The 26,343-nt window shown below is 73.0% G+C and carries 24 protein-coding genes; 11 read left to right on the top strand and 13 right to left on the bottom strand.

Annotated features, from left to right (window positions below):
• Positions 1-100 precede the first annotated feature (100 nt).
• A complete protein-coding gene (locus ACN9MM_RS16985) occupies positions 101-1,981 on the top strand; it encodes an AMP-dependent synthetase/ligase (protein WP_426364418.1) in 1,881 nt (626 codons plus the stop codon).
• Between the two features lie 3 nt (positions 1,982-1,984).
• On the opposite strand, the gene ACN9MM_RS16980 is transcribed toward ACN9MM_RS16985, so the two are convergent.
• The 3 genes from ACN9MM_RS16980 to ACN9MM_RS16970 form a co-directional block, all read right to left on the bottom strand.
• Positions 1,985-2,641 (bottom strand): pyridoxine/pyridoxamine 5'-phosphate oxidase, encoded by a 657-nt coding sequence (locus ACN9MM_RS16980; RefSeq protein WP_426364417.1) that lies wholly within the window; start codon positions 2,639-2,641, stop codon positions 1,985-1,987.
• Positions 2,638-3,897, bottom strand: coding sequence for an FAD-dependent monooxygenase (locus tag ACN9MM_RS16975; RefSeq protein ID WP_426364416.1), 1,260 nt, complete (start codon positions 3,895-3,897; stop codon positions 2,638-2,640). The genes ACN9MM_RS16980 and ACN9MM_RS16975 overlap by 4 nt, the downstream gene beginning before the upstream one ends.
• Positions 3,898-4,041: 144 nt before the next feature.
• Positions 4,042-5,205: a thiolase C-terminal domain-containing protein gene (locus tag ACN9MM_RS16970; RefSeq protein ID WP_382863934.1), complete on the bottom strand. Its 1,164-nt coding sequence runs from the start codon at positions 5,203-5,205 to the stop codon at positions 4,042-4,044.
• 106 nt (positions 5,206-5,311) lie between these two features.
• Here ACN9MM_RS16970 and ACN9MM_RS16965 point away from each other — a divergent pair, with 106 nt between their 5' ends.
• Together ACN9MM_RS16965 and ACN9MM_RS16960 are read left to right on the top strand one after the other, a co-directional pair.
• Complete coding sequence (locus ACN9MM_RS16965; RefSeq protein WP_426364415.1) at positions 5,312-6,565, top strand: acyl-CoA dehydrogenase family protein; 1,254 nt, start codon at positions 5,312-5,314, stop codon at positions 6,563-6,565.
• Entirely contained in the window at positions 6,566-7,036 is a 471-nt protein-coding gene (locus tag ACN9MM_RS16960; protein WP_426364414.1) for a nitroreductase family deazaflavin-dependent oxidoreductase, read from the top strand.
• 94 nt (positions 7,037-7,130) lie between these two features.
• Here ACN9MM_RS16960 and ACN9MM_RS16955 read toward each other — a convergent pair whose 3' ends face one another.
• Positions 7,131-7,778, bottom strand: a complete 648-nt coding sequence (locus ACN9MM_RS16955) for a TetR family transcriptional regulator (RefSeq protein WP_041129739.1) — start codon at positions 7,776-7,778, stop codon at positions 7,131-7,133.
• 308 nt (positions 7,779-8,086) lie between these two features.
• On the opposite strand from ACN9MM_RS16955, the gene ACN9MM_RS16950 reads away from it, so the two are divergent.
• Together ACN9MM_RS16950 and ACN9MM_RS16945 are read left to right on the top strand one after the other, a co-directional pair.
• A complete protein-coding gene (locus tag ACN9MM_RS16950) occupies positions 8,087-8,878 on the top strand; it encodes a VOC family protein (protein WP_426364413.1) in 792 nt (263 codons plus the stop codon).
• Positions 8,879-9,041: 163 nt separating this feature from the next.
• Entirely contained in the window at positions 9,042-11,477 is a 2,436-nt protein-coding gene (locus ACN9MM_RS16945; RefSeq protein ID WP_426364412.1) for a PQQ-binding-like beta-propeller repeat protein, read from the top strand.
• Between the two features lie 82 nt (positions 11,478-11,559).
• Here ACN9MM_RS16945 and ACN9MM_RS16940 read toward each other — a convergent pair whose 3' ends face one another.
• Complete coding sequence (locus ACN9MM_RS16940; RefSeq protein ID WP_426364411.1) at positions 11,560-12,201, bottom strand: hypothetical protein; 642 nt, start codon at positions 12,199-12,201, stop codon at positions 11,560-11,562.
• 90 nt (positions 12,202-12,291) lie between these two features.
• Here ACN9MM_RS16940 and ACN9MM_RS16935 point away from each other — a divergent pair, with 90 nt between their 5' ends.
• A complete protein-coding gene (locus tag ACN9MM_RS16935; RefSeq protein WP_426364410.1) occupies positions 12,292-12,846 on the top strand; it encodes a hypothetical protein in 555 nt (184 codons plus the stop codon).
• 182 nt (positions 12,847-13,028) lie between these two features.
• Here ACN9MM_RS16935 and ACN9MM_RS16930 read toward each other — a convergent pair whose 3' ends face one another.
• From ACN9MM_RS16930 to ACN9MM_RS16920, 3 genes are read right to left on the bottom strand one after another with little or no spacing between them, the layout of a single operon-like run.
• Positions 13,029-13,805 carry an enoyl-CoA hydratase/isomerase family protein gene (locus ACN9MM_RS16930; protein WP_426364409.1) on the bottom strand — a complete coding sequence of 259 codons (777 nt, stop codon included), beginning with the start codon at positions 13,803-13,805 and terminating at the stop codon, positions 13,029-13,031.
• Positions 13,802-14,227, bottom strand: a complete 426-nt coding sequence (locus ACN9MM_RS16925) for a Zn-ribbon domain-containing OB-fold protein (protein WP_383796673.1) — start codon at positions 14,225-14,227, stop codon at positions 13,802-13,804. The genes ACN9MM_RS16930 and ACN9MM_RS16925 overlap by 4 nt, the downstream gene beginning before the upstream one ends.
• Before the next feature lie 13 nt (positions 14,228-14,240).
• Positions 14,241-15,383: a lipid-transfer protein gene (locus ACN9MM_RS16920; RefSeq protein WP_426364408.1), complete on the bottom strand. Its 1,143-nt coding sequence runs from the start codon at positions 15,381-15,383 to the stop codon at positions 14,241-14,243.
• Positions 15,384-15,473: 90 nt separating this feature from the next.
• On the opposite strand from ACN9MM_RS16920, the gene ACN9MM_RS16915 reads away from it, so the two are divergent.
• Positions 15,474-17,030, top strand: a complete 1,557-nt coding sequence (locus ACN9MM_RS16915; protein WP_426368761.1) for a FadD3 family acyl-CoA ligase — start codon at positions 15,474-15,476, stop codon at positions 17,028-17,030.
• A 160-nt stretch (positions 17,031-17,190) separates the two neighbouring features.
• Here the strand turns inward: ACN9MM_RS16915 and ACN9MM_RS16910 are convergent, their stop codons facing one another.
• From ACN9MM_RS16910 to ACN9MM_RS16900, 3 genes are all read right to left on the bottom strand, one after another.
• The gene (locus ACN9MM_RS16910; protein WP_426364407.1) at positions 17,191-17,319 is read right to left on the bottom strand and encodes a hypothetical protein; all 129 of its coding nucleotides are present in this window, start codon (positions 17,317-17,319) and stop codon (positions 17,191-17,193) included.
• A gap of 316 nt (positions 17,320-17,635) precedes the next feature.
• On the bottom strand, positions 17,636-17,872 hold the full coding sequence (locus tag ACN9MM_RS16905; protein WP_426364406.1) for a hypothetical protein: 237 nt from the start codon (positions 17,870-17,872) through the stop codon (positions 17,636-17,638).
• Between the two features lie 222 nt (positions 17,873-18,094).
• On the bottom strand, positions 18,095-21,163 hold the full coding sequence (locus ACN9MM_RS16900) for an AfsR/SARP family transcriptional regulator (RefSeq protein WP_426364405.1): 3,069 nt from the start codon (positions 21,161-21,163) through the stop codon (positions 18,095-18,097).
• 156 nt (positions 21,164-21,319) lie between these two features.
• Here ACN9MM_RS16900 and ACN9MM_RS16895 point away from each other — a divergent pair, with 156 nt between their 5' ends.
• A complete protein-coding gene (locus ACN9MM_RS16895) occupies positions 21,320-22,537 on the top strand; it encodes an amidohydrolase family protein (protein ID WP_426364404.1) in 1,218 nt (405 codons plus the stop codon).
• 53 nt (positions 22,538-22,590) lie between these two features.
• On the opposite strand, the gene ACN9MM_RS16890 is transcribed toward ACN9MM_RS16895, so the two are convergent.
• Both ACN9MM_RS16890 and ACN9MM_RS16885 read right to left on the bottom strand, forming a co-directional pair.
• A complete protein-coding gene (locus tag ACN9MM_RS16890) occupies positions 22,591-23,001 on the bottom strand; it encodes a PIN domain-containing protein (RefSeq protein WP_426364403.1) in 411 nt (136 codons plus the stop codon).
• The gene (locus tag ACN9MM_RS16885) at positions 22,998-23,219 is read right to left on the bottom strand and encodes a type II toxin-antitoxin system VapB family antitoxin (RefSeq protein WP_426364402.1); all 222 of its coding nucleotides are present in this window, start codon (positions 23,217-23,219) and stop codon (positions 22,998-23,000) included. The genes ACN9MM_RS16890 and ACN9MM_RS16885 overlap by 4 nt, the downstream gene beginning before the upstream one ends.
• Before the next feature lie 171 nt (positions 23,220-23,390).
• Here ACN9MM_RS16885 and ACN9MM_RS16880 point away from each other — a divergent pair, with 171 nt between their 5' ends.
• From ACN9MM_RS16880 to ACN9MM_RS16870, 3 genes are all read left to right on the top strand, one after another.
• Positions 23,391-24,308 (top strand): LLM class F420-dependent oxidoreductase, encoded by a 918-nt coding sequence (locus ACN9MM_RS16880; protein WP_426368760.1) that lies wholly within the window; start codon positions 23,391-23,393, stop codon positions 24,306-24,308.
• A gap of 19 nt (positions 24,309-24,327) precedes the next feature.
• On the top strand, positions 24,328-25,089 hold the full coding sequence (locus ACN9MM_RS16875; RefSeq protein ID WP_426364401.1) for an SDR family NAD(P)-dependent oxidoreductase: 762 nt from the start codon (positions 24,328-24,330) through the stop codon (positions 25,087-25,089).
• 99 nt (positions 25,090-25,188) lie between these two features.
• Positions 25,189-26,313: an LLM class flavin-dependent oxidoreductase gene (locus tag ACN9MM_RS16870; RefSeq protein WP_426364400.1), complete on the top strand. Its 1,125-nt coding sequence runs from the start codon at positions 25,189-25,191 to the stop codon at positions 26,311-26,313.
• Positions 26,314-26,343 lie beyond the last annotated feature (30 nt).

Genomic DNA, 26,343 nt, shown 5'->3' with positions numbered 1-26,343 from the left:
GCGCAGTAAGGTTACCGGCTAGTCAAGGCTGTTGACGCACCGTAGCGCCCAACGTACCGACGCACGAACTCAGTTCATCGCGCAGACCAAGGAGCCGCACGTGTCCGTCGTCACCGCCGCATCCGGGACCGAGCCGGTCGAGCCGCACAAGGTCGTGGTGGACGGGCGGGTGCGGGAGGTCTCCGTACCCGCGTTCGTCCCCCGGGTGGCCCGCGGCTCGCTCGCCGACCTGCCCTACGACAACGCCCGGCAGGACCCCGAGGCCGTCCTCTTCTCCCGGAAGGACCGGGACGGGGTCTGGCAGGACGTCACCGCCGCACGGTTCGCCGCCGAGGTGCACTCCGTCGCCAAGGGCCTCATCGCCTCCGGTCTGCGCCCCGGCGACCGGCTCGCCCTCATGGCCCGCACCACCTACGAGTGGACCCTGATCGACTTCGCCGCCTGGGCCGCGGGGCTCGTCACCGTCCCCGTCTACCCCACCTCCTCCGCCTTCCAGACCCGCTGGATCCTCCAGGACTCCGGGGCCGCGGCCTGCGTCGTCGAGGACCCGGAGCAGGCGCGGCTCGTCTCCGCCGAGCGGCGGCAGCTGCCCGGCCTCGCCCACCTCTGGGTCCTCGGCACCGGCGCCGTCGACCAGCTCCGCAGGGCGGGCGCCCGGGTCGCCGACGAGGCCGTCACCGCCCGCCGGGGGCTGCTCACCCCGGCGGCCCTCGCCACCCTCATCTACACCTCCGGCACCACCGGCCGGCCGAAGGGCTGCGCCCTCACCCACGCCAACTTCTTCGCCGAGGTCGACAACGCCGTCCGGCTCCTCCACCCCGTCTTCGTCTCGGAGAGCAAGGAGCCCGCCGCCACCCTCCTCTTCCTGCCGCTCTCCCACGTCTTCGGGCGGATGGTCGCCGTCGGCTGCGTCCGCGCCCGCGTCCGTGTCGGGCACGCGCCCTCCGTCGAGGGCGAGGAGCTCCTCACCGACCTGGCCGCCTTCCGGCCCACGTTCCTCCTCGCCATCCCGTACGTCATGGAGAAGGTCTTCAACAAGGCCCGCGCCACCGCCGAACGCGGCGGGAAGGCCGCCGCCTTCGACCGGGCCGCGCGGGTCGCCCGCCGGTACGGGCAGACCTCCTCGCCCTCGCTCGCCCTGCGGACCGCGCGGGCGCTCTACGACCCGCTCGTCTACCGGCGGATCAGGGGTGCGCTCGGCGGCCGGGTGAAGTACGTGATCTGCGGCGGCTCCCCGCTCGGCGCCCGGCTCGCCGAGTTCTTCGCGGGCGCCGGCGTCGAGGTCTTCGAGGGGTACGGCCTGACGGAGACCACGGCCGCCTCGACGGTCACCCCGCCCCGCCGGCCGCGCACCGGGACCGTCGGCTGGCCGCTGCCGGGCACGGCCGTCCGGATCGCCGACGACGGCGAGGTCTGGCTCAGGGGCGCCCACGTCTTCGCCGGCTACTGGGACGCGCAGCGCGGGGTGGCCCTGCCGTACACCGACGAGGGCTGGTTCCCCACCGGGGACCTGGGCTCGCTCGACGAGGACGGCTATCTGCGGATCACCGGCCGGAAGAAGGACATCCTCATCACGTCGGCGGGCAAGAACGTCGCTCCGGCCCCCCTGGAGGACTGGCTGCGCGCCCACCCGCTGGTCGGCCAGTGCATGGTGGTCGGCGACGACCGCCCGTACGTCACGGCGCTGATCACCCTGGACCACGAGGGCCTGACGCACTGGCGGCGGATGCGGCGCAAGGAGCATCTGGCGGCCTGGGAGCTGGCCCGGGACCCGGAGCTGCTCGCCGCGCTCCAGCGGGGCGTGGACGACGCCAACCGGCTGGTCTCGCGGGCCGAGTCGATCCGCGCGTTCCGCGTCCTGAACACCGAGTTCTCGGAGGGCTCCGGACACCTGACGCCGTCCCTGAAGCTCAAACGGCGCGCGGTGCTGCGGGACTTCGCCCGGGACATCGAGGAGATGTACGGCTCCGGGGCCGAATAGGGCTCACGGCCACAGGAGTTCGCGGGTCCAGTCTCCGGCCGTCGTACGGCGGTAGCGGAGGCGGACGTGGCGGCGGCGGCCGTCGCCCTGGAAGAACTCGACCTCGGCCGGTTCGACGACGTAGAGGGTCCAGGTGGGGGCGGGGGCGTCCGGTTCGGACTCGGCCCGGTGCCAGGCCGCGTCGCTCGCCTCGGCGAGGGTGCCGGGGGAGTCGAGGACCTCGCTCTGCCGGCCCACGAGCGCCGCGGCGAGGGCGCCGGTGGTGCGGGCGTGGAGGTCCTCGTACGCCTCCTCGGGGGTGCCGGTGGTGACGTGGCCCCGGATCCGGACCTGGCGGCCCTGGACCGGCCAGTAGAAGCCGAGCGCCGCCTCCGGGCGGGCGGCGAGCTGGCGGCCCTTGGCGCTGGTGGCGTGCGAGGCGAAGTGCCAGCCCCGCGCGTCCGCGTCGTGCAGCATCACCGTGCGGACGTCGGGCCTGCCGTCCTCGTCCGCCGTGGCCAGGGAGAGCGTGTGCGGCTCGGACTGGCCGGCCGCGACCGCCGCCGTGAACCAGTCGTGGAAGAGGGGGAGCGGCTCGGGCGGGGCGCTCGCCGGGTCGAAGGACGGGAGCGCGGTGTCCCAGACCCGGAGGGAGTGGAGGGCGCGGTGGAAGTCGGTCATGCGGCCACGGTAGGACGTCCGGCGGTGCCGTGGTCCTCGATCGGGACGGCGTTCGCCGTGGCCTGGATCTCGTCACGGATCTTCTTCGCGATGAGGTTCTTCCAGGGGGTCTTCGGCAGGGTCCGCACCATGAGCATGCGCAGGGCGATCTTCCACTTCCGGTCGACGACCATCTCCTTGACGAAGCGCTCGGCCATCCTCTGGTTGCGTTCCACGCCGGGCCGCATCCGCTCCTCGTAGCGGGCGAAGGCGACGGTGTGGTCGCCGCCCGCCCGGGCGAGCTCGCCCGCCAGGATGTACGCGCCGGTGAGGGCGAGGCCCGTGCCCTGGCCGGAGGCGGGGGAGGTGCAGTGGGCGGCGTCGCCGAGCAGCACGACCCGGCCGGTGGACCAGTGGTCCATCTCCACGAGGGCGATGGAGTCGAGGTAGAAGTCGTCGGCCTCGGCGGCGTGCCCGAGCAGGCGGGGGATCTCCCAGCCGTCGCCCTGGAACGTACGGGCGAGGAAGCGCTTCTGGGCCGCGGTGTCGCGGTGATCGGGCTGCTCCTGGGTGGAGGAGAAGACGAAGAGGTTCTTGGCGTCGGTCTCGCCGGAGGAGCTGTAGACGCAGGTCAGCTTCCCGGGGAGCGCGTGGTAGGTCTCCCAGCGGTCCAGGCCGAGGTGGTTGGGGGCGGTGAAGATGGAGATGTACGCGCCGAGGTGGCGCTTGAACCGCTCCTCGGGGCCGAAGGCGAGCTTCCGGGTGTTCGAGTGGAGTCCGTCGGCGCCGACGACCAGGTCGAAGCGGCGGACGGTGCCGCTCTCGAAGGTGACGGTGACGCCGTCGGCGTCCTCCGCCAGCGCGGCGATCGAGTCGCCGAAGACGTACTCGACGTCCTCGCGGGTCCGGTCGTACAGGATGCGGGCGAGTTCGCCGCGCATGATCTCGTCGTCCCCCTCGACGCGGCCGCCGAAGATGTCGGCGGGCAGTTCGCCGATGGTGCGGCCGGCGTCGTCGACGTACGAGCCGCCGCGCATGTCCGTGGAGTGGGCGCGGATCTCGTCGAGGACGCCCATCCGGCGGCAGACCTCGATCGCGGTGCCGCGGATGTCCACCTTGTAGCCGCCGGTGCGGAGTTCGGGGGCACGCTCGACGACGGTGGGGACGAAGCCGTAGCGGTGCAGCCAGAGGGCGAGGGCGGGGCCCGCGATCGAGGCGCCGGAGATCAGGACGGTCTTGGCGGTCTTCGGGGTGCCGGTCGTGGCGTTGAGCGTCATGGCAGGACTCCTTGTCGGGTGTCTGCGGGCCGTTCCCCTGCCCGCGGACATGACTATACGGATGTCCTACACGCTTGTCTATGACGCTTGTATAGATTCCTCGGTCGAGAGTCGGACGGGGGCGGGGGCAGGGGCGGGGCAGGGTCACGACCGCCCCAGCACCACCGTCCCCGAGGAGCAGAACCAGCCCCCCGTCCCCGAGGCCACCGCCAGTTCCGGCAGCGAGCCGTCCGGCCGGCGCACCTGGAGCCCCGGCGCCTCCCCGCGCAGCTGCCGCACCGCCTCCACCAGCAGGAACAGGCCCCGCATCCCCGGATGGCAGGCCGACAGGCCCCCGCCGTCCGTGTTCACCGGCAGCCCGTCCTTCTCCTGGACGAACGCCCCGCCCTCGCCCTTCGCGCAGAAACCCAGGTCCTCCAGGGTCACCAGCGTCATGTAGGTGAAGGCGTCGTAGATCTCGGCCACGTCGATGTCGGCGGGCCGGACCCCCGCCCGCTCGAAGGCCAGCCGGCCGCTGACGGCCGCCGGGGAGACCGTGAAGTCCTCCCACTCGGACATCGTGGTGTGCGAGACGTGCTCACCCGTGCCGAGCACCCACACCGGGGCCGTACGGCAGTCCTGGACGTACTCCTCGGCCACCAGCAGCACCGCGCAGCCGCCGTCGCTGCGGATGCAGCAGTGCAGCTTGGTGAACGGGTCCGCGATCATCGGCCCGTCCAGGACGTCGTCGACCGTGATCGGCTCGCGGAACATCGCCTCCGGGTTGAGCGCCGCGTTCGCCCGCGCCCGGACGGCCACCTCCGCGAGCTGCTCCAGGGTCGTGCCGTACTCGTGCATGTGGCGGCGGGCGGCCATCGCGTACTTGGCGATCAGGGTGTGCCCGTACGGGACCTCGAACTGGAGCGGGCCGCGCGAGCCGAACGAGAGGTTCGCGGTGCGGCGCCGGGCCCGGATGTCGGCGCGGGCGGTGGAGCCGTACACGAGCAGGACCGCGTTCGCGTGCCCCGCGGCGATCGCGTCGGCGGCGTGCGCGGCCATGACCTCCCAGGTGGCGCCGCCGACGGCGGTCGAGTCCACCCAGCGCGGGCGAAGGCCCAGGTACTCGGCGACCTCGACCGGGGCGAGCGTGCCGAGGCCCGCCGAGGCCAGGCCGTCGATCAGCGAGCGGTCGAGGCCGCTGTCCGCGAGGGCGCGCCGGGCGGCCTGGGCGTGCAGGGCGTACGGGGTGGCCTCGTCGACCCGGCCGCAGTCGGAGAGGGAGACGCCGACGACGGCGACGCGGCGGGAGCTGCGTGTGGTGGTGGGCATGAATCTGACGGTACATCAGATTCCCTGAATCGGGACCGGCGCTTCTCTGGGCAACCGACCCCGCACCGCCCTAGCATGACGCACCGTCAGATACGGAGGGAGCTCCATGGACGCCGCCGACAACGCCGCGCTCACCGGGGGGCGGCGGGGCGCGCTCGCCGCCCCGCCAGCGGAACCGCCCGACGAACCGCCCGCCACCCCGCTCACCGAGGAGCAGCGGGAGATCCGCAGCACCCTGCGGGCCCTGCTCACCGAACGGGCCGGACCGCACGCCAACCGCGCGGCCACCGCCACCCCCGAGGGCTACGACACCGCACTCTGGGCCCGCATGGCCGACCCCCTCGGCCTCGCCGGACTCACCCTCCCCGCGGAGTACGGGGGCGCCGGCCGCGCCCCCACCGCCCTCGCCCTCGCCTGCGAGGAGACCGGCCGCGCCCTCGCCCCCTCCCCGCTCCTCGCCACCACCGTCCTCGCCGCCCCTCTCCTCGCCGCCCTCGGCACCCCCGCCCAGCGCGCCGGCCTCCTCCCGCGCGTCGCCGACGGCAGCCTCACCTGCGCCCTCGCCGCCCCCGCCGGCATCGCCCACGCCCTCGGCCTCACCGGCGACAACACCGCCGGGCACTGGTCCGGCGGAGGCCGCGCCGGCGGCATCCAGGCCGCGCGCGCGGAGGACGGCGGCTGGCGCCTCTACGGCGAGGCCGCCCGGGTCATCGACGGACACAGCGCCGGACTGCTCCTCGTCGCCGCCCACGCCGGCGGCTTCGCCCGCAGCCGGACGCTCCTCTTCCTCGTCCCCGCGGACGCCCCCGGGCTCGTACGGACCCGGGAACCCGCCCTCGACCTCACCCGGACCCAGGCCACCGTCCAGTTCCGGGACACCGCGGCCGAACTCCTCGGCGAGGAACCCGCCGACGTCCTCGGCGCACTCGCCGCCACCGGCCGCGCCGCCGCCGTGATGCTGGCCGCCGAGGCGGTCGGCGCCGCCGCGGCCGCCCTCGACCGGGCGGCCGGGCAACTCGGCGGGCGCGAACCGTCCGCCCCGTCCGCCGCCGGCCCCCTCCATGCCGCCCGCCACCGCATCGCCGAGCTGTTCGTCCAGGTCGAGGCGGCCCGCTCGCTCACCTACTGCGCGGCCCGCGAACCCGGCCCCGGCCCCGACGGCGGACCGCTCGCCCTCGCCCATGCCCTGGAGGCCCTGCGCGCCACCGCCGAGGAGGTCCTCCGGCTCCACGGCACCGACACGTGGGACGACCTCTCCTTCAAGCGGGCCGCCTCCGACGAGCTGCTCTTCGGCCCCGCCCGGCGGCTGCGCGCCCGGGCGGCGGAGCGGACCGGACTCTTCCGAGAGGAGGCGGCGTAGATGCCCGCCGGACGCAAGCTCGTGCAGAAGGTGTCGTCGACCCGGACCTTCGCCAGGGTCGCCCCGCACGTCATCCCCGCCATGGACCGGGCCGTGCACCGGCTGACCGGGGGAAAGGTGCTGCTCAGCGCGCGGATGCTGCCCGGGGTGATCCTCACCGCCAAAGGGGCGAGGAGCGGGCGGCCGCGGGTCACGCCGCTCGCCTGCATGCCGGAGGGGGAGGGTCGCTGGCTCCTCGTCGGCTCCAATTTCGGCCGGCCGGGGCACCCGGCCTGGACGGCGAACCTGCTCGCCCATCCGGACGTCGAGGTCAACTGGCGGGGCGAGGACGTACCCGTACGGGCGGAACTGCTCGCGGGGGAGCAGCGGGCGGAGGCCTGGCGGGCGGCGCTGGAGTTCTGGCCGCCGTACGCCACGTACCAGGCGCGGATCGAGCGCGAGATCCGGCTCTTCCGGCTCACCCGGAGGTGAGGGCCCGGTCCCGGACACGGCGGCGCCGACGGCGGTCCGTGGGGGCGGGCCGCCGCCGGCGTCGGCGACAGGACGGGTGAAGGGGTGGGTGGGGCTATCTGGTCGGCTTCTTGCCGGTGATGCCCAGATGCACCAACAGGGCGAGGTTCGGCTTGAGTTCGGCCTGCTTGACGCCCCAGGTCTGGAAGCCCTTCTGGTGGCCGGCGACCGAGGCCAGCATCGCCACCAGGGAGCCGGCCATCGCGGCGGGGCTGACGTCCTTGTCGACCTTGCCCTTGGCCTGGAGCTCCTTCACCGCGTCCGTGAGGGAGTTGGTGACCGAGTTCAGGATCTTCATCCGGATCTTGTAGAACCGCTTGTCGCCCTCGGCGGCGCCGAGGTCAACGACCCGCAGGATCGCATCATGCTTCCGCCAGAAGTCCAGGAAGCCCTCGACGAGTTCCTCCGAGGTCTGCCAGCCGGCCTTGCCGACCCAGGAGCGGCCGGAGACCAGCTCGGTCAACGCGGCGCCCTCCTTGGCCATTTCCTCCGCGATCTCGAGAACCGCTCCCTCGACGTCCGGGAAGTACTGATAGAACGTCGCGGGTGAAGTACCCGCCTTCCGGGCCACATCGATGACCTTGACGTCCCGGTAGGGCGAGGAGCTGAGCATCTCACCGAGGCAGTCGAGCAGCTTCTGCCGCGTCGCCTGGCCGCGTCGTCCGGCCACGCGGCCGTCGACGGTGCGTACTTGTCCTGTCATGCCGTCAGCTTACCGAGGGGGGATCGGCGCGCGATTCGGCCGACTGCAAATGGGGTGCACCCCCGTTCTGCGAGGTCGGCGCGGGTGCACGGCGGGGAGGCGAGGGGCGGTATCGAGCCAGTGTCGCGAGCGGGCGGCCGGTCGCCGGAGCCGGCCGGGGGAGGCCCGTACCCGAATAGGCTTATGAACAGCCTGTGGACAACTTCGGTGGACAACTCAAGCGCCGCAAGGGTTCCGCCCCGATAAATCGCCACTTTGTTCGTATGTCGGGGCGTGCGGGGCCGCCCCCGCCGCCCTAGCGTGTGGACATGGCCGTACGCACTGAGGGCACCCCCTGCTGGGTGGACGCACAGCTCCCCGACCTGGAAGCGGGCAAGCGCTTCTACGGCGAGCTCTTCGGCTGGACCTTCGACCCCGACCGCGACGAGGCCCTCCTCGGCGGCCGCCGGGCCGCCGGACTCGTCCCCAAGCGCGACGGGCGCATGCCCACCACCTGGACCCTCTACCTCGCCACCGCGAACGCGGGCACCCTCGCCGCCCGGATCAAGGCCGCCGGCGGGCAGATGGTCATGGAGCCCTACCCCGTCGGCCCCTTCGGCGTCTACGCGCTCGCCGCCGACCCCGGTGGCGCCGTCTTCGGCCTCCGCCAGGAGGGCGACGACGACGGCTTCGAGGTCACGAACAAGCCCGGCGCCTTCTGCTGGATGGAGGTCTACACGCGCCGTCCGGACGCCGTCGACACCTTCTACGCCACGGTCTTCGGCTACCTCGGCCGCCAGGCCGACGCCGAGGAGGAGGGCAGGGACGCGGACTTCGACTACCGCGTCTGGTCGCCCCCCGGCTCCCGGCCCGGCGACGACAGCGCCTTCGGCGGGCGGGCCGTCATCACCGACGACTTCCCCGCCGAGATGCCCGGCCACGTCCTCGTCTACTTCGCCGTCGCCGACTGCGACGAGGCCTGCGAGACCACGGTCCGGCTCGGCGGCCGGATCGCCACCCCGGCCTTCGACACCCCGCACGGCCGCATCGCCGTCCTCCACGACAACCAGGGCGCCCGCTTCGCCGTCCTGGCGGAGCCGAAAGCGTCACCTTCGGACTGATCCGTCCCCCGCTGTACCGGCCGGTACCCCCCGTACCGCAGCACCCCTTTATGAGGTGTGACACCCCGATCCGCCCCCGGGTTCGCAACCGGGCCCTCGGACAGGAAGAATCAGGGGCCACGGGGCCGTACCCTCATGGCCCGTACGGGGAGGTGGCAGGCAAGTGGAACAGCTGACGCAGCACGACCCGAGACGTATCGGGCCCTTCGAGGTGCTGGGCCGGCTCGGCGCGGGCGGAATGGGCCTGGTCTATCTCGCGCGCTCGGCCTCGGGCCGGCGCGTGGCGATCAAGACCGTGCGCACGGAGCTCGCGGAGGACCAGCTGTTCCGGGTCCGCTTCACCCGGGAGGTGGAGGCCGCCCGGGCGGTCTCCGGCTTCTACACGGCCGCCGTCGTCGACGCCGACCCGCGTGCCGCGGTGCCCTGGCTGGCCACGGCCTACGTGCCGGCGCCCTCCCTCGAGGAAATAGTGAACGAGTGCGGGCCGCTCCCGGCCCAGGCCGTCCGCTGGCTCGCCGCGGGCGTCGCCGAGGCCCTGCAGTCCATCCACGGCGCGGGCCTGGTCCATCGCGACCTCAAGCCCTCCAACGTCCTCGTCGTCGAGGACGGCCCCCGGGTGATCGACTTCGGCATCGCGTCGGGCGTCTCCAACACGCGCCTGACCATGACCAACGTCGCCGTCGGCACCCCCGCCTACATGTCGCCCGAGCAGGCCCGCGACTCGCGCAGCGTCACCGGCGCCAGTGACGTCTTCTCGCTGGGCTCGATGCTGGTCTTCGCCGCCACCGGCCACGCGCCGTACCACGGCGCCAACCCGGTCGAGACCGTCTTCATGCTGCTGCGGGAGGGCCCGGACCTGGAGGGCCTCCCGGAGGAGCTGCGGCCCCTCATCGAGTCCTGCATGCAGATGGACGTCACCCGCCGGCCCACCCCGGCCGACCTCCAGGCGCAGCTCGCCCCGCACCTCTTCGGGCCCGGCAGCGACGACAGCGGCACGGCCTCCGCCTGGCTGCCGCTGAGCGCCACCGCCATGATCGAGCGGCGCCGCGGCGGCGGCCGCCGGCTGCCCGCGCCGGTCGCGCCTCCGCGGCCCCCGGCGGACCCGCCAGGCCCCCGCCAGGACCCCCGCTTCCCGGATCACACGCCGGAGCGGCCGGAGCGCGCTCCGGACCACGCGCCGGTCGGCGGCCGGCACGCCGGGCCCGCCGAGAGCGCGGGCGGTCCCGTACGCCTCGGCGGCGCGACCGTGCCGATCGGCCCCGGTCCCCGGGTCGCCGACACCCGCGCCGCGCTGGCCGTCGGCCGGGGCGCCGACGCGGGCCCCGCGACCGGCTGGATCCGCCCGCCCGGCGGCGGCCCGCACGGCGCCGAGCAGGCCCCGCCGCACGGCTCGCGGCCGGTGGCGGTGCCCCCGCAGGGCGCCGACCAGGCGGCGCAGCCCCCGCCGGAGCCCGGCCACTGGAGGCCCTGGCGCTTCCGCATGTCGAACGACGTCTGGGGCACCCCGGTCGTCGACGGCGACCTGCTGTACGTGACCTCCTTCGAGGTGCACGCCCTGGACACGGGGAGCGGCCGGCGCCAGTTCAAGACCCGGGACGTGGCCTGGTCGATGGCCGTCGCCTCCGGCCGTATCCACGCCTCCGACGGGCCCACGCTGTACGCCCTCGACGCCACCGACGGCAGCGAGCGATGGCGGCTGCACACGGACGCCTGGGTGTACTCCCTCCAGGTCGACCGGGGCACGGTCGTCACCGGTACGCGCGGCGGCGGGGTGCAGGGCTGGGAGGCCTCCAACGGCGCCAAGCTGTGGGAGATCACCGGCGCCCAGACCGACTTCGAGACCCCGGAGGCGGGGCCACACGTGCACGGCGACACCGTGTACGTGTGGCGGGACGCCCGGCTCCAGGCCCTCGACGCCCGCACGGGCGTGGAGCGCTGGTCCTACCCGATCGGGGACGCCGCCTCGTGCGCGAACGTGCCCGTCCGGGTGGCGCCGGCCGAGGACGGCTGCGTGTACGTCTCCGCCGGGACCAGGGTCCTGTCGATCGACATCGCCGGCGGGCACGTCCGCTGGCACTTCGAGGCGCCGGCCGTGTTCCTGTCGCCGCCCGCGTTCGCGCCGGGACCGGCGGTCACAGGCGGCGGGGTGTACCTGTCGGACCACCTCGGCACGGTGTACGCGCTCGACGCCACCACCGGGCAGGACCGCTGGCGGATCGCGACCGAGCCGCGCCAGTCCGCCGAGCCGGTGCTCGTCGCCGACGGCAACGTCCACGTCGGCAGCGGCAGCGCGCTCTACACGCTCGACGCGGTCACCGGCACCCCCCGGTGGCGGTTCGCGGCGGGCGGCGAGCTGGTCGGCTCCCCGGTCGTCGCGGACGGCCGGGTGCACTTCGGCTCGGCCGACCACGTCCTCTACACCCTGGACGCGACCGGCGGGCAGCTCCGCTGGAAGCTCGCGACCGGCGGCGAGATCACCGGCTCGCCGGTGGCGAAGGGCGGGGTCGTGTACGCGTGCAGCAAGGACCGCTGCGTGTACGCGCTGGACGCGGTCAAGGGCACCGCGACGGGCAACAGGGGCGCGGCGGCCCGACCGTAGCCCGACGCACCCGAACCCGCCGTTCCCGGGCTAGCCCGCGGGCGGCGGGTTCTTCCGTTCCGGGTCGGATGCCGGCGGCGGGCTAGCCCGCGGGCGGCGGGTTCTTCCGTTCCGGGTCGGATGCCGGCGGGCCGTCCGGTACGTCGAGGGTCCGGGTCTCGGCGTACGGGGCATCCGGGCGCGGGGCTTCCGCGTACGGAGCCGGGGTCTCCCGGCTGGTGTCCGGTGCCGGACGGGCGGGCCCGTGCGGCGGCAGGTCCACCCGGTGGGGGCGGTGGCTGCGGCCCGACATCACGAGCGCGCCGAGGAGCAGCAGGACCCCGCCGCCCAGGGCGTTCGCGACCCCGTCGCCGAGCCCCGCGCCGTCCGGGCCGACCGCGAGGCTGCCCTCGGCCTGGCCGACCCGCACCATCCACAGGATGGTGAAGCCGAGGACGACGAGCCCGGCGAGGGCGACGAGCAGGCGGGAGCGGAGCACGACGCCGACGAGGGTGACGAGCGCCGCGAAGGCGAAGGGCAGCAGGATCGAGCCCAGGACGTCGGCCTTCGCGTCGGTGATGCCGGTGAACAGGTCCCCGACGGCGTAGTCACGCCCGTGACGGCCGTCGTACCAGGCACGGAAGGGGCTCCAGACGGCGGCCGTCGCTCCGGCGAGAGCCAGGACCGAGCCGGCGATGTTGCGGATCATCGATGCGGCCTCCTCGGCGGTCCGGCTCTCGTTCACGACGCTACGCCGGGTGAGGGGGGCCCGCCAGGTGACGCGGGGGCGGCGCTAGTGTGGCGCGGACACGACAGACAGGACGAGGGTGCGGCGATGATACGGACACGTCTGAAGCTCGCGGCGACGCTCACGGTGGTCGTCCTCGCGCTGACCGGCTTCCACACGGGCAAGGGCGGTCACGGCAGCAGCGGCGGCAGCGGGAAGAGCAAGAGCGGCAAGAGCAAGAGCCACTCGGGCTCCCACGACGACGACGATTCGGGCGGCGGCTGCTCCAGCGACGAGAAGAGCAACGACGACTACAGCGGTTCGGGCGGGTCCACGGTCTCCGCCAGTCCCTCCCCCACGTCGGCGAAGGTCGAGGTCGTGGTCGTGGACTGCGTGAAGCCCGCCCAGAAGAAGCGCAAGGGCAGGCCCGCCCGCAGGGCCGACACCACGTCGACCCTGAGGATCACCTCGCACGACGCGCTGGAGGGCACGTACGAGGTGACCCTGGAGTTCAAGGGCGGCACGGGTTCGGCGGTCGACTCGACGACGGCCCTCGTCACCGTCGGGGCCTACGAGGAGAAGACCTTCGAGGTCGCGATGAAGAACCCGAAGGCCGTCTCGTCGGTCAAGAACTGCTGGGTGTACGACGTACGGAAGAAGTAGCGGCGCCGGGGGTCGGTGCCAGCGGATCAGCGTCGTCCGGACCTCGTGCTGCGGGTCCGGGACCGGGGGGTCCACGCCGGTGATCTTCTTGGGCGCGCCGCCGGAGAGGTCCCCGCGGAAGAGTCCCCTGCGGCCGTCCTCGCCCCTGGAGAGGAACGCGAAGCTCTTGCCGTCCGCATCCGCTACCGGAGCCGGTGCCCGCCTCCCCTCCGGGTGAACAGCTCCGCCTGCCGGTCCGCCGGGATGTTCCCGAGCGTCACCAGGTGCGGGGCGTGGGCGAAGGCCTGGGCGCGGGCGGCCCCGTCGACCGACCACAGCGCCCGTACCGTCCCCTGGACGGCCTCGGTCGGGTGGGAGGCGATGACGGCGGCGGCCGTCCGCGCGGCGTCGAGCGCGCCGCCCGACGGGGTCAGCTCGGAGACCAGCCCCGTCTCGTACGCGCGCCGGGCGGAGATCCGCTCGGCGGCGCCCATGAGGGCCATCCGGGCGACTTCTCCGTACGGCATCTTCCGCATCATGTGGACGGTCTCGAAGGCGCTGACCATCCCGTAGGTGGTGTGCGGGTCGAAGAACGTGGCCTCGTCGCCCGCGACGACGAACTCCGCCTCGCCGATCAGGTAGAACGCCCCGCCGCAGGCCATGCCCTCGACGGCGGCGATCACCGGTTTCCACAGGTCGTTGGCCTTGGGGCCGATGGCGAGGAGGGGGTCGTCGATCGTGTACGGGGACGAGGGCTGCGGGACCCTGCCGGCGTCCTCGCGGTCGATCCCGGTACAGAAGGCCCGCCCGCCGGCCCCGGTGACGACGATCGCCCGGACGTCGTCCTCGTACCGGAACCCCTTCCAGACGGCGCCGAGTTCGCGCGCCATCTCGAGGGTGATCGCGTTGTGCTTCGCCGCCCGGTCCAGGGTGACGACCGCGACGCCGGTCTCCTTGTCGCGCTCGACGCGGATGCTCACGCGCGCTCCAGGAGCCAGCGGGGGACGGAGACGCCGTCGATCTCGGTGAAGGCGACCCGGACGGGGGCGCCGATGCGGAGCCGGGCCGGGTCGACCGAGTTCAGGGGGGCGTCCGGGTCGGCCACGACGTTGCCGGCGAGGCGGATCCGGGGGGCGTCGGCGAGTTCGACGAGCACCGCGTTGTACGGGGCCTGGGCGGCGTAGTCGGGCAGGAGCGGCGGGTGGGGCAGGACGTACGACCAGATCCGGCCGCGCCCCGACATGAGCCGCCACTCGCTGTCGAAGGACCGGCAGTGCGGGCAGCAGGGGCGGGGCGGGAAGCGGAGCTCGCCGCAGGCGGCGCAGGCCTGGATCCGGAGTTCGCCGCGGGCGGTGAACTCCCAGAAGGGGGCGCCGTCTTCGTCGATGACGGGGTTCAGCACGGTGATCAGCTCCTCAGGTGCGCAGCAGAATGGCCGATGTGGGGACGCCCTCGCCCGCCGTGACCAGGCAGGTGGCCGCGTCGGGGACCTGGGCGGTGGAGGTGCCGCGGAGCTGCTTCACGCCCTCGTTGATGAGGTTGAAGCCGTGCACGTACGCCTCGGAGAGCCCGCCGCCGCCGGTGTTGAGCGGCAGCCGGCCGCCGATCTCCAGGGCGCCGCCCTCGGTGAAGGCGCCGCCCTCGCCGCGTCCGCAGAAGCCGTAGCCCTCCAGGGAGAGCGGGACGAGCGGGGTGAAGGCGTCGTAGATCTGGGCGACGTCGACGTCGGCGGGGCCGAAGTCGGCCTGCTTCCAGAGGTGGCGGGCCGCGGTCCAGGCGGGGCCGGAGAGCGGGTCGTCGTTCCAGTAGTTGACCATGCCGTGGTGCTGGGCGGGCAGGCCCTGGGCGGCGGCGTGCACGTAGACGGGCTTCTGCCGGCAGTCGCGGGCGCGCTCGGCGCTGACGATCACGCAGGCGAGGGCGCCGTCGGTCTCCAGGCAGTTGTCGAAGAGGCAGAGGGGTTCGCTGATCCAGCGGGCCGTCATGTACATCTCGCGGGTCAGCGGCCGCTCGTACATGATCGCGGCGGGGTTCTGGTTGGCGCGGTTGCGGCAGGCCAGGGCGACGTTGAAGAGGTGGTCGCGGGTGGCGCCGTACTCGTGCATGTAGCGGCGGGTGAGCATGCCGATCTCGTCGGCGGGGCGGAGCAGCCCGAAGGGGCGGGTCCACTGGCCGGGGGTGGGCAGCTGGACGGCGGTGTTCTTCCAGGGGCGGGGGCCGGAGCCCCGTTTCCTGGACCGCCAGGCGACGCCGACGCTCGCCTGTCCGGTGGCGACGGCGGCGGCGAGGTGGCCGACGGTGGCGCAGGATCCGCCGCCGCCGTACCCCACCTTGGAGAAGAAGGTGACGTCGCCGGCCCCGATGGCCTTCGCGACCTCGACCTCGTCGGTCTCCTCCATCGTGTACGAGGCGAAGGCGTCGACCTCGGAGGGGTCGATGCCGGCGTCGTCGAGAGCGGCGAGGATCGCCCGGCAGGCGAGGGTCTTCTCGGTCTCGTGGAGCTGTTTCGCGAAGGCGGTCTGTCCTATGCCGACGATGGCCGTGGCGTCCTTGAGCACCGAACCTCCTCATGGGGCAGCACTGCTGACAGCGCGTCAGGCTACAACTAATCTGACGGATAGTCAGCTACAGGGAGGTTGGGTATGGACCTGCGCGGCGACCTGGAGTGGGGCACGATCCCCGGGCTCGTACGGGCGGCGGCCGAGCGGTACGGGCCGCGGGAGGCCGTCGTCGACGGCCGCGTCCGCATCAGCTACGCCGAACTCGGCGAACGCGTCGAACGGGCGGCCGCAGCCTGCCTCGCCACCGGGATACGGACCGGGGACCGGGTCGCGATCTGGGCCCCCAACACCCTCGACTGGATCGTCTCGGCCCTCGGCGCGGTCACCGCCGGAGCCGTCCTCGTCCCCCTCAACACCCGCTTCAAGGGCACCGAGGCCGCCGACGTCCTCCGGCGCTCCCGCGCCCGGCTGCTCTTCGTCACCGGCACCTTCCTCGGCACCTCGTACGTGGCCTCCCTGCGCCGCTCCGGCGTAGGGCTCCCGCACCTGGAGAAGGCCGTGGTCCTCGGGGACAGCGCGCCCGACGAGCCCGAGTGGACCACCTGGAAGGCCTTCCTCGCGTCGGGCGACGGCGTCCCGGCCGCCCGCGTCTGCGCCCGGGCCGACGGGATCGACCCCGCGGCCCCCTCCGACATCATCTACACCTCGGGCACCACCGGCCGCCCCAAGGGCGCCGTCATCAGCCACGCCCAGTCCCTGCGCTGCTACGCGACCTGGTCCGAGCTCGCCGGTCTGGCGGAGGGCGACCGCTACCTCGTGGTCAACCCCTTCTTCCACACCTTCGGCTACAAGGCCGGCATCCTCGCCTGTCTCATGCGGGGCGCGGTGATCGTCCCGCAGTCCGTCTTCACCGTGGACACCGTCCTCGCCAACATCGCCGCCGAACGCATCACCGTCCTCCCCGGCCCGCCCACCCTCCACCAGTCCCTCCTGGACCACCCGTCCCGCCCCGCCCACGGGCTCTCCACCCTCCGCCTCGTCGTGACGGGCGCGGCCGTGGTCCCCCTGCGGCTCGTCGAGCGCCTCCGCGACGAGCTGGGCGTGGGCACGGTCCTCACCGCGTACGGCCTCTCCGAGGCGAGCGGCGTCGTCACCATGTGCCGCCGCGACGACCCCGACGAGACCGTCGCCACGACCTCGGGCCGCCCGATCCCCGGCACCGAGGTCCGGCTCTCCGGCTCCGGCGAGGTCCTGGTCCGCGGCCACCACGTCATGAGCGGCTACTTCGAGGACGAGGCGGCGACGGCGGCGGCGATCGACGCGGACGGCTGGCTGCACACGGGCGACATCGGCGTCCTGGACGAGGCCGGCAACCTCCGGATCACCGACCGCCTGAAGGACATGTTCATCGTGGGCGGCTTCAACGCCTACCCGGCCGAGATCGAGCAGCTCCTCGGCCTGCACCCCGACATCGCGGACGTCGCCGTCATCGGCATCCCGGACCCGCGCCTGGGCGAGGTCGGCAAGGCCTACGCGGTACGGCGGGCGGGGGCGCGGGTCACGGCGGACGACCTGATCGCCTGGTCGCGGCGGGAGATGGCGAACTACAAGGTCCCGAGGGAGGTCGAGTTCGTGACGGAGCTGCCGAGGAACGCGAGCGGGAAGGTGGTGAAGGGGGAACTGAGGGAGCGGGCGGGGGCGTGACGGCCGAGCCCCGGCCGCCGCGGTCCCTCCGCCTGCCGACGGGTCAGGATCCCGACCCTCCGCCTGCCGACGGGTCCGGGCAGGCCGTTTCGCCGGTCCGTCCGGCGGGACGGGCCCGGTGCCGGCCGCGTCGGCGTGAGCGTCCGGACCATGGCGGCGGTCAGGTCGCGTCGATGCCGGAGGCCGAGCCGCTCGTGATGTGCACGTTGGCCACGGCCGGAGACGTGGTGCCGACCGCGACGACGGCGGCGAGGAACAGGCCGGCCAGGAATCGCTTGCTGCGGGTCATGTTCAACTTCCGTCAGGGAGAGGGAGATCCGAAGGTGACGATCTTCCTCGCGCGTGCGGTGCGGGGGCGAACCGGAAGGCGGTACTTCGCCAGGTCGGCGCCGCTGCCGAACCGGGAGGAGGGGCCGGGCGGATGCCCGGCCCCTCCTTGTGCGGTGGTCCGATCGCGTTGCGCACGGGCCCTGCCCGGACGGATCCCCCCTGGTTCCGCCGGGTGTCCCCCGAGCCCGTGTGCTCCCCCGTCGACCGGACCTTCCACGGCCGGCCCGGCAGCTCCCCCGAAGTCGCCGCCGCGGCCGTTCCCCGTCGGAATTGGCTCAGTTGGCCGGCTCGGACGTGATGTGGATGTTGTCCGTCGTGGCCGTGCCGGTGCCGGTGGGGGCGATGGGCTGCTCGCCGCCACCCGTGATGTGAATGTTCTTGATGCCGATCTTCTCCGCTATCGCGGCGGCGTCCTCACCCTCGGTGATGTGAATGTTCTTCGTGGTCACATCAGTGGTCTCGCCACCGGTGATGTGGATGTTGGTGGGGTTGACGGTTCGCTCGTCGCTCACTGTCTGCAACCTCTCGCGGTAATGGGTGAGTTGGTTCTGCCGGACCCGCCCGGCCGTTCCCCGTTCACGGCCGGACGGGCCTCTTCTGCAGGGCCGCTCACCCTAATGCCCCCGAGTGACGGCCTTTTCGGCGACCCGCTTGTCCCCCGACACGGCGGATCGACTGGTTCAGAGCATGTCGGACGGCGATAAACGAACGATGAACGCCCAGTCCAGGACGGTTCAGGCGGCAGCGGCCGGATCGAGCAGCGCCCGGACCGTGTCGGCCTCGGGAGAGCCGAGGGAGTCGAAGACCCCGAGTGCGTCGCGCCAGCAGGCCTCGGCGCGTCCTGTCTGACCGATGCCGCTGAGGGCGCGGCCCAGGACGGTGAGGACGTTGCCCCGCCGCCACTCGCCACCGATCCCCCGCAGGACGGTGAGGGCCATCTCGGCGTTGGAAGCGGCCTGGGCATGACGGCTCTCCGACACGTCGGATTCGGCGAGCCGGTAGAGCGTCATCCCCTCCCAGAGCCGCTGGCGGCTGTCACGGAAGACGGCCAGGGCCTCCTTGAGGCGTTCGGCCGCGGCCGCGGACTGGCCGCTCTGGGCGAGTGCCATGCCCAGCGCGTAGCGCCCGTTCGCCCCCTTCAGGGAGTGCCCGAGGCTGTCGTACATGTCCGTGCCCTGCTGGGCGAGGCGCACCGCGCCGGCCGTGCGGCCGGTGATCAGGTGGATGCGGGACAGGTTGCAGAGCGCGCTCGCCTCGCCGGCGAGGTCCTCGCAGCTGCGGAAGTGCTCGATGGCACGGGTGAAGTGCTGTTCGGCCTCGGCCTGGTTCTGCTGGTAGAACGCCATGACTCCGAGGATGTTGGATGCCCAGCACAGGGGCAGCGGGTCGCCCACGGAGGTGGCCATCCGCATGGCCGCGCGTGCCTCCTCGTCGGCCTGGGAGAACCGTCCGGAGACGTGGTGGCCGTACGCGAGGGTGATCAGGGCTCGGCACTCGGCGCGGGAGTCGCCCTGGCCGGCCGCCGCCTCCCGCAGCACCGTCGCCACCGCCTCGTACTCGCGGGAGTTCGCGCCCGATTCCGCCAGGTCCAGGGACGCCCACAGCAGGTCCACCCCGCGGCGGAGGGTTCCCGGCGCCGAGGCCGAATGGCGGACCGTGGACAGGAGGCAGTTCGCCTCCGCGTACAGCCAGTCCTGGGCCTCGTGGCGGTCGGTGAAGGCCAGGCCTTCGTAGGAGGTCGGCTCCAGGTGGTCGACCAGCCGGTCGCCGGGCCTCTCGATCGCGTACACCCGGGCCGCCGTCGACAGGTAGAAGTCCAGGAGGCGCGACAGCGCCGCCTCCTTCTCCGACGGGGGCTGTTCGTCGCGCTCCGCGCACGCACGCGCGTAGAGCCGGACCAGGTCGTGGTACCGGTAGCGGCCGGGCGCCGCCGACTCCAGGAGCGACGTGTCGACCAGGGCCTCAAGGAGGTCCTCCGTGTCCCGGAGGGGCAGGTCCAGGACCGCCGCCGCTGCCGCGAGCGAGATGTCCGGGCCGTCCGCGAGGCCCAGGAGGCGGAAGGCGCGGGCCTGGGCCGGTTCCAGCTGGCCGTAGCCGAGTTCGAAGGTGGCCTTGACCGCCAGGTCGCCCGCCTGGAGCTCGTCGAGCCGGCGGCGCTCGTCCGCGAGTTTCGCCGCGAGGACCGAGACCGTCCACGTCCGCCGGGCCGCCAGGCGGGAGGCCGCGATGCGGATCGCCAGCGGGAGGAAACCGCAGGCCGCTACCACGTCCAGGGCGGCCTCGCGCTCCGACTGGACCCGCTCCTCGCCGACGATCCTCGTGAACAGCTGGAGCGCCTCCTCGGGGGACATCACGTCCAGGTCCACCAGGTGCGCGCCCGCCAGGTCGACCATGCGGATGCGGCTCGTCACGAGGGCCGCGCAGCCGGCCGTACCGGGCAGGAGCGGGCGGATCTGGGCCGCGTCGCGGGCGTTGTCCAGGAGTACGAGGACACGGCGGCCGTCCAGCGTCGAGCGGTACAGCGCGGCCCGGTCGTCGAGCGAGTCCGGGATGGCCGCGTCCGCGGTGCCGAGGGCCCGCAGGAACGAGCCGAGGACCGTCTCCGGTGCGGCGGCGCTGTTGCCCGCGCCCTGGAGGTCCACGTACAGCTGGCCGTCCGGGAAGTGCGGCCGGGCCTCGTGCGCGACGTGCACGGCGAGCGTGGTCTTGCCGACGCCGCCGATGCCCGCGAGCGCCGAGACCGCCATGACGTGGCCCTCGGCTGTGGCGAGCCGGGCGCCGAGCTCCCGTACGAAGGCGGCGCGGCCCGTGAAGTCCGGGACCGTCGCCGGGAGCTGGGCGGGACGGGCGACGGGCGCCGCCGCCGGAGCCGGTTCCTCCACCGGGCGGGCGAGTTCGGCGTCGGCCTGGAGGATGCGCTGCTGGAGGCGGGAGAGTTCCGGGTTCGGGTCGACGCCCAGCTCGTCCGCGAGGAGCCGGCGCGTGTCCGCGTACACGGCGAGCGCCTCCGCCTGCCGGCCGCTGCGGTAGAGCGCCAGCATGAGGAGTTCGCGCAGGCGCTCCCGCAGGGGGTGCGCGGCGGTGAGCGCGGTCAGTTCGGAGACGGCCTCGGCGTGCGCGCCGACCTCCAGGTCGATGTCCAGGCGGGTTTCGAGGAGGGTAAGGCGCCACTCCTCCAGGCGGGTCCGCTGCGTCTCGGCGTACGGGCCCGGCACGGACGCCAGCACCTCGCCGTCCCACAGGTCGAGCGCCTCGGCGAGCCGCTCCCGGGCGGCCGCGCGGTCGCCGGCCGCGCGGAGCCTGTCCGCCTCTGCGGCCAGTTCCTGGGCGGCGGTCACGTCGAGCGCGGTCGTCCGGAGCGCGTAGCCGCCGGACTCGCTGACCAGGACCTTCGGGTCGAGGGCCTTGCGGAGCCGGGAGGCGTAGGTGCGGACCGCGGCGAGCGCCTGGGACGGGGGTTCCTCGCCCCAGAGCGCGTCGATCAGCTCGTGCGCGGTGGCGGTGCGGCCGCCGCGCAGGAGCAGCGCGGCGAGCAGGGCGCGCTGCTGGGGCGAGCCGGTGGGGACGGGTTCGCCGTCGCGCCAGGCGCGGACGGGTCCGAGCACGCCGAAGCGCAGCCCGCCGCGGGCGGGCTGCCCGGTGGAGGCCGTGGTCACGGTGTCGGTGGTGTCCGCCGGCCGTTCACCGTCACCGCCGGCGGCCGTCGTCCGGCCGTTCCGCTGTGCGGGCACGCCGGGTTCGGCCTTGGCGTCGTTCCCGCCCGGGAACCGCGCCGGAACTCGCGGCCCGTTCTCACGGTCCATCGCTCCCCCTGCCCCTGCCGCTGGTTTCGCCCTGGACAGTCTGCCTTGTCCGGAGGGAGTCCGTCAGCATCGGGTCGGCCGTTGTGAGGCCGTTACCCGGGTCGTTCTGGGGCACACCAGCTGACGGACCGTCAGATCAGCGCTACCGTGAAAGCCATGGAGACCTTCCCGAAGATCATCTCGGTGGACGACCACACCGTGGAGCCCCCGCACGTCTGGCGGGACCGGCTCCCGTCCCGGTACCACGACACCGGACCCCGGATCGTCCGCGCCCCGCTCAAGGAAATGACCTTCCTCGGAGGCAGGTTCGCCCCGGTCATGGGCGCCAAGGGGGACGAGGGCCCGATCGGCGACTGGTGGGTGTACGAGGACCTGCACCGGCCCCTCACCCGGCTCGACACCGCCGTCGGCTACGACCGGGACGAGATACGCCTCGAAGTCATCACCTACGAGCAGATGCGGCCCGGCTCCCACTCCGTCCCGGACCGCCTCGCCGACATGGACGTCAACCACGTCCAGTCCGCGCTCTGCTTCCCCACCTTCCCCCGCTTCTGCGGCCAGACCTTCACCGAGGCGAGTGACCGCGAGCTCGGGCTGCTCTGCGTCCGCGCCTACAACGACTGGATGGTCGAGGAGTGGTGCGGGCCCGAGGCGCACGGGCGGCTGATCCCGCTCACCCTCATCCCGCTCTGGGACCCCGAGCTCGCCGCCGACGAGGTCCGCCGCAACGCCGCGCGCGGGGTCCGGGCCGTCGCCTTCTCGGAGATCCCGCCGCACCTCGGGCTCCCCTCGGTCCACACGGACCACTGGGACCCCTTCTTCCGGGCCTGCGACGAGACCGGCACGGTCATCGCCATGCACATCGGCTCCTCCAGCCGGATGCCGTCCACCTCCGCCGACGCCCCGCCGGCCGTCGGCTCCACCATCACCTTCGCGAACTGCTGCTTCTCGATGGTCGACTGGCTGATGAGCGGCAAGTTCGAGCGCTTCCCGAACCTGAGGATCATGTACGCGGAGGGGCAGATCGGCTGGATCCCGTACATCCTGGAGCGCGCGAACGTGGTCTGGGAGGAGAACCGGGCCTGGGGCGGCGTCGCCGACAAGGTCACCCGCCCGCCGTCCGAGCTCTTCGCGGAGCACGTCTTCGGCTGCTTCTTCGACGACGCGTTCGGGCTGCGCAACCTCGACGCGATCGGGGCGGGGAACGTCCTGTACGAGACCGACTACCCGCACTCGGACTCGACCTGGCCCAAGTCGAAGGAGGTCGGCCAGGCCCAGATGGGCCACCTGCCGCCGGATGTGGTCGACCGGATCGTACGGGGCAACGCCATCTCCCTCCTGGGGCTGACTCCGGAGGGGCTCTGGCGGCCGTGAGCGGCGCCCGGGTGCGCGTGGACCGGTGAGGCGCGCCGCGGTTCGGCGCGGGACTACCGGACGTCGCGAACGCAGTGCTCACTCAGGTCGGGCGCATGCCGGGCGAGCGTGCGGTAGTCGGCGTCGTCATGGAGGACGGTCAGTCCGTGATGGGCCGCCGTGGCCGCGATGATCAGGTCGACGGCCGAGGCGCTCCTGTGCTCCCCGGCCTTCGCCATCCGGTGCTGCACGGAGCCGATCCAGCGTCCCGCGTTCTTGGGCACCGCCACGTCCGGGTAGAGGTCGTCGAACATCTCGGCGATCTCGTCGTACTCGCGACCGTCGCGTGCGCTGTAGAGGAATTCGGCGCGCTGCGGGTAGCAGGACGCGATCGCCCCGGCGTCGATCGCGTCGTACCAGGCTGACTGGAGGACGGGGTCGCCGAGCAGTCGTACCAGGCCGGACGTGTCGAGGAGATAGATCACCGACTGTCCTTCTCGGCCCGGTGCCGGCGCTCGGCGTCCTCGACCGCTCCCCACTGGCGTGCGCGCTCGAAGTGGCGGCTGATGCGTGCGGCGCGCTCCTGCCGCTCGGCGTAGAACCGGAGGGCGAGGTTGACGGCCTCCTTCTTGGTCCGGGCCGTGGACAGGGCCATCACCCGTTGCAGCGCGTCATCGTCTATGTCGATCTGAGTCACGGCCATGGGGGCCTCCGCCCGCGATGTTGGTCATGTACAAAAGATCGTACGACACCAACATCGCCTCGGCGACCCCTGGTGATCCACCGTGTGCACCACCCCCTTGCCTGATGGTCCGTCAGGTACCAGCATGGGTCCCGCCTGAAAGTGACGGTTCGTCAGATCAAGGGGATCCTCATGGTGGTCTACGGCATGCAGCTGCCGGTCCAGTCGCAGAGCACCCTCTACGCCGAGGCCTGGGAGGCGGCCGCCGGTCCGGCGGACCTGCTCGCCGTGGCCAGGGCCGCCGAGGCCCACGGCTTCGACTACCTTGCGAGCTGCGACCACGTCGCCATCCCGCGCCGGCTCGCCGGACCGATGAGCACCGTCTGGTACGACCCGGTCGCCACGCTCTCCTTCCTCGCCGCCGCCACCGAGCGGGTCCGGCTGCTCTCGCACGTCGCCGTCGTCGGCCTGCGCCATCCGCTCGTCACGGCCAAGGCGTACGCCACGCTCGACCACCTCTCCGGCGGCCGGCTGGTCCTCGGGGTCGGCGCCGGGCACGTCCAGGAGGAGTTCGAGGCGCTCGGGGTGGACTTCGCCCGCCGGGGCGCCGTGCTCGACGAGACGGTCGACGCGCTGCGGGCGGCCCTCGGGCCCGAGGAGTACCCCGAGCACCTGGGGGAGCGGTTCGCCTTCAAGGACCTCGGGCAGCTGCCCCGGCCCGCCCAGGAGCGGGTCCCGCTCTGGGTGGGCGGCTCCTCGCCGGCCGCCGTGCGCCGGGCCGCGCTCAGGGGCGACGGCTGGCTGCCGCAGGGCGACCCGCGCCCCCGGCTCGCCGAGCAGATCCAGAAGCTGCTGCGGCTCCGTACGGAGGCCGGGATCGCAGAGCCGATCACCGTCGGCGCGATCACCGAGGCGCTGTACGTCGGCGCGCCCGGCTGGGAGGTCGGCCGCCGCACCCTGAGCGGCCGTCCCGAGGAGCTCGCCGATTCGCTGCGCGCGTACGGGGAGATGGGCGTGCACCAGATCCAGGTCCGGTTCCGGTCCCGGAGCCGTTCCGAACTCACCGACCAGATGGCGGCCTTCGGCGCGGAGGTCGCCCCCCACCTGTAGACCTCTAGGGAGTACGGACATGGGCAAGCTCGAAGGGCGTGTCGTCCTCGTCACCGGCGCGGCGCGCGGGCAGGGCGAGCAGGAGGCGCGGCTGTTCGCCGCCGAGGGGGCGAAGGTGGTCCTCGGGGACGTCCTGGACGACGCCGGGGAGGCGCTCGCCAAGGAGCTGGGGGAGGACCGGGCGGCGTACGTCCACCTGGACGTGACGAGCGAGGGCGACTGGGCGGCGGCCGTGGCGGCGGCGAAGGAGCGGTTCGGGAAGATCGACGGGCTCGTCAACAACGCGGGCATCCTCCGCTTCAACGAGCTGGTCTCCACGCCGCTGGAGGAGTTCCAGGCGATCGTGTCCGTGAACCAGACCGGCTGCTTCCTGGGCATCCGTACGGTCGCGCCCGAGATCGCGGCGGCCGGCGGCGGGACGATCGTCAACACCGCCTCGTACACGGGGATCACCGGCATGGCCGGGGTCGGGGCCTACGCCGCGACGAAGCACGCGGTCCTCGGGCTGACCAAGGTCGCGGCGCTGGAGCTGGCGGGGAAGGGCATCCGGGTGAACGCGGTCTGCCCGGGCGCCATCGACACCCCCATGAGCAATCCGGAGGGCGTCGACCCGGAGGCCACGGCCGAGCTGTACCGCAAGCTCGTGCCGCTCGGGCGGATCGGCCGGCCGGAGGAGGTGGCGGCGCTCGCGCTCTTCCTGACCGGGGAGGACTCGGCGTACATCACGGGCCAGCCGTTCGTGATCGACGGTGGCTGGCTGGCGGGCGTGAGCCTCTTCTGACGCAGTGTCAGGTATTGACGCACCTGTGCGGTGGTGCGAGAGTCGGGCACATCAAGGAATCTGACGCATCGTCAGATACGACGAGGACGGTGAACCCCCTTGGAATTCGGGATCTTCGTACAGGGATACGTCGGCAAGCGCGCCGAGACCGATCCCGAAGCCGAGCACAAGGCCCTCATGGAGGAGACCGAGTACGTCATCCAGGCCGACAGGTCCGGCTTCAAGTACGCCTGGGCCTCCGAGCACCACTTCCTGGAGGAGTACTCGCACCTCTCCGCCAACGACGTCTACCTGGGCTACCTCGCCCACGCCACCGAGCGCATCCACCTCGGCTCCGGCATCTTCAACCCCCTCGCCCCCGTCAACCACCCGGTGAAGGTCGCCGAGAAGGTCGCCATGCTCGACCACCTCTCCGGCGGACGCTTCGAGTTCGGCTCCGGGCGCGGGGCGGGCTCCCACGAGATCCTCGGGTTCATGCCGGGCATCACCGACATGAACCACACGAAGGAGATCTGGGAGGAGACCATCGCCGAGTTCCCCAAGATGTGGCTCCAGGACGAGTACGTCGGCTTCCAGGGCAAGCACTGGTCGCTGCCGCCCCGCAAGGTCCTCCCCAAGCCGTACGGGAAGTCCCACCCGGCCATGTGGTACGCGGCCGGCTCCCCCTCCTCGTACGCCATGGCCGGGAAGATGGGCCTCGGCGTCCTCGGCTTCAGCGTCCAGAAGGTCTCCGACATGGAGTGGGTCGTCGAGTCCTACAAGAACGCGATCAAGGAGGCCAAGGCGGTCGGCGACTTCGTCAACGACAACGTCATGGTGACCTCGACCGCGATCTGCGCCGAGACGCACGAGAAGGCCGTCGAGATCGCGGTCGGCGGCGGGCTGAACTACCTCCAGTCCCTCCTCTTCCGCTACCACGACACCTTCCCGCGGCCCGAGGGCATCCCCGAGTGGCCCGAGCTCCTCCCCGAGTACTCGGCGGAGATCATCGAACTCCTCATCCAGGAGGAACTGATGATCTGCGGCGACCCGTCGGAGGTCCTCGCGCAGTGCAAGCGGTGGGAGCAGGCGGGGGCCGACCAGCTGTCCTTCGGGCTGCCGATCGGGATCTCGTACGAGGACACGATGAACTCGATCAAGCTGATCGGCGAGCACGTGATCCCGAGGATCGACACGGACCCGGTCCACCGCACGACCCGCATGCGCCAGTCCGCCGGCTCCTGACGCGCGGCGCCCACGCCCTTCGTCGCGGGC

This window comes from Streptomyces sp. E-08 (assembly GCF_049913095.1).
Lineage (GTDB): Bacteria > Actinomycetota > Actinomycetes > Streptomycetales > Streptomycetaceae > Streptomyces.
Note: the sequence above shows the minus strand (reverse complement) of the source record. Positions and strands in the feature narration are given on the sequence as shown.

Coding starts and splice junctions, on each gene's coding strand:
- ACN9MM_RS16980 (WP_426364417.1), bottom strand. CDS start 2,641: ATGACCGACTTCCACCGCGCCCTCCACTCCCTCCGGGTCTGGGACACC.
- ACN9MM_RS16975 (WP_426364416.1), bottom strand. CDS start 3,897: ATGACGCTCAACGCCACGACCGGCACCCCGAAGACCGCCAAGACCGTC.
- ACN9MM_RS16970 (WP_382863934.1), bottom strand. CDS start 5,205: ATGCCCACCACCACACGCAGCTCCCGCCGCGTCGCCGTCGTCGGCGTC.
- ACN9MM_RS16965 (WP_426364415.1), top strand. CDS start 5,312: ATGGACGCCGCCGACAACGCCGCGCTCACCGGGGGGCGGCGGGGCGCG.
- ACN9MM_RS16960 (WP_426364414.1), top strand. CDS start 6,566: ATGCCCGCCGGACGCAAGCTCGTGCAGAAGGTGTCGTCGACCCGGACC.
- ACN9MM_RS16955 (WP_041129739.1), bottom strand. CDS start 7,778: ATGACAGGACAAGTACGCACCGTCGACGGCCGCGTGGCCGGACGACGC.
- ACN9MM_RS16950 (WP_426364413.1), top strand. CDS start 8,087: ATGGCCGTACGCACTGAGGGCACCCCCTGCTGGGTGGACGCACAGCTC.
- ACN9MM_RS16935 (WP_426364410.1), top strand. CDS start 12,292: ATGATACGGACACGTCTGAAGCTCGCGGCGACGCTCACGGTGGTCGTC.
- ACN9MM_RS16910 (WP_426364407.1), bottom strand. CDS start 17,319: ATGACCCGCAGCAAGCGATTCCTGGCCGGCCTGTTCCTCGCCGCCGTC.
- ACN9MM_RS16900 (WP_426364405.1), bottom strand. CDS start 21,163: ATGGACCGTGAGAACGGGCCGCGAGTTCCGGCGCGGTTCCCGGGCGGG.
- ACN9MM_RS16895 (WP_426364404.1), top strand. CDS start 21,320: ATGGAGACCTTCCCGAAGATCATCTCGGTGGACGACCACACCGTGGAG.
- ACN9MM_RS16885 (WP_426364402.1), bottom strand. CDS start 23,219: ATGGCCGTGACTCAGATCGACATAGACGATGACGCGCTGCAACGGGTG.
- ACN9MM_RS16880 (WP_426368760.1), top strand. CDS start 23,391: ATGGTGGTCTACGGCATGCAGCTGCCGGTCCAGTCGCAGAGCACCCTC.
- ACN9MM_RS16875 (WP_426364401.1), top strand. CDS start 24,328: ATGGGCAAGCTCGAAGGGCGTGTCGTCCTCGTCACCGGCGCGGCGCGC.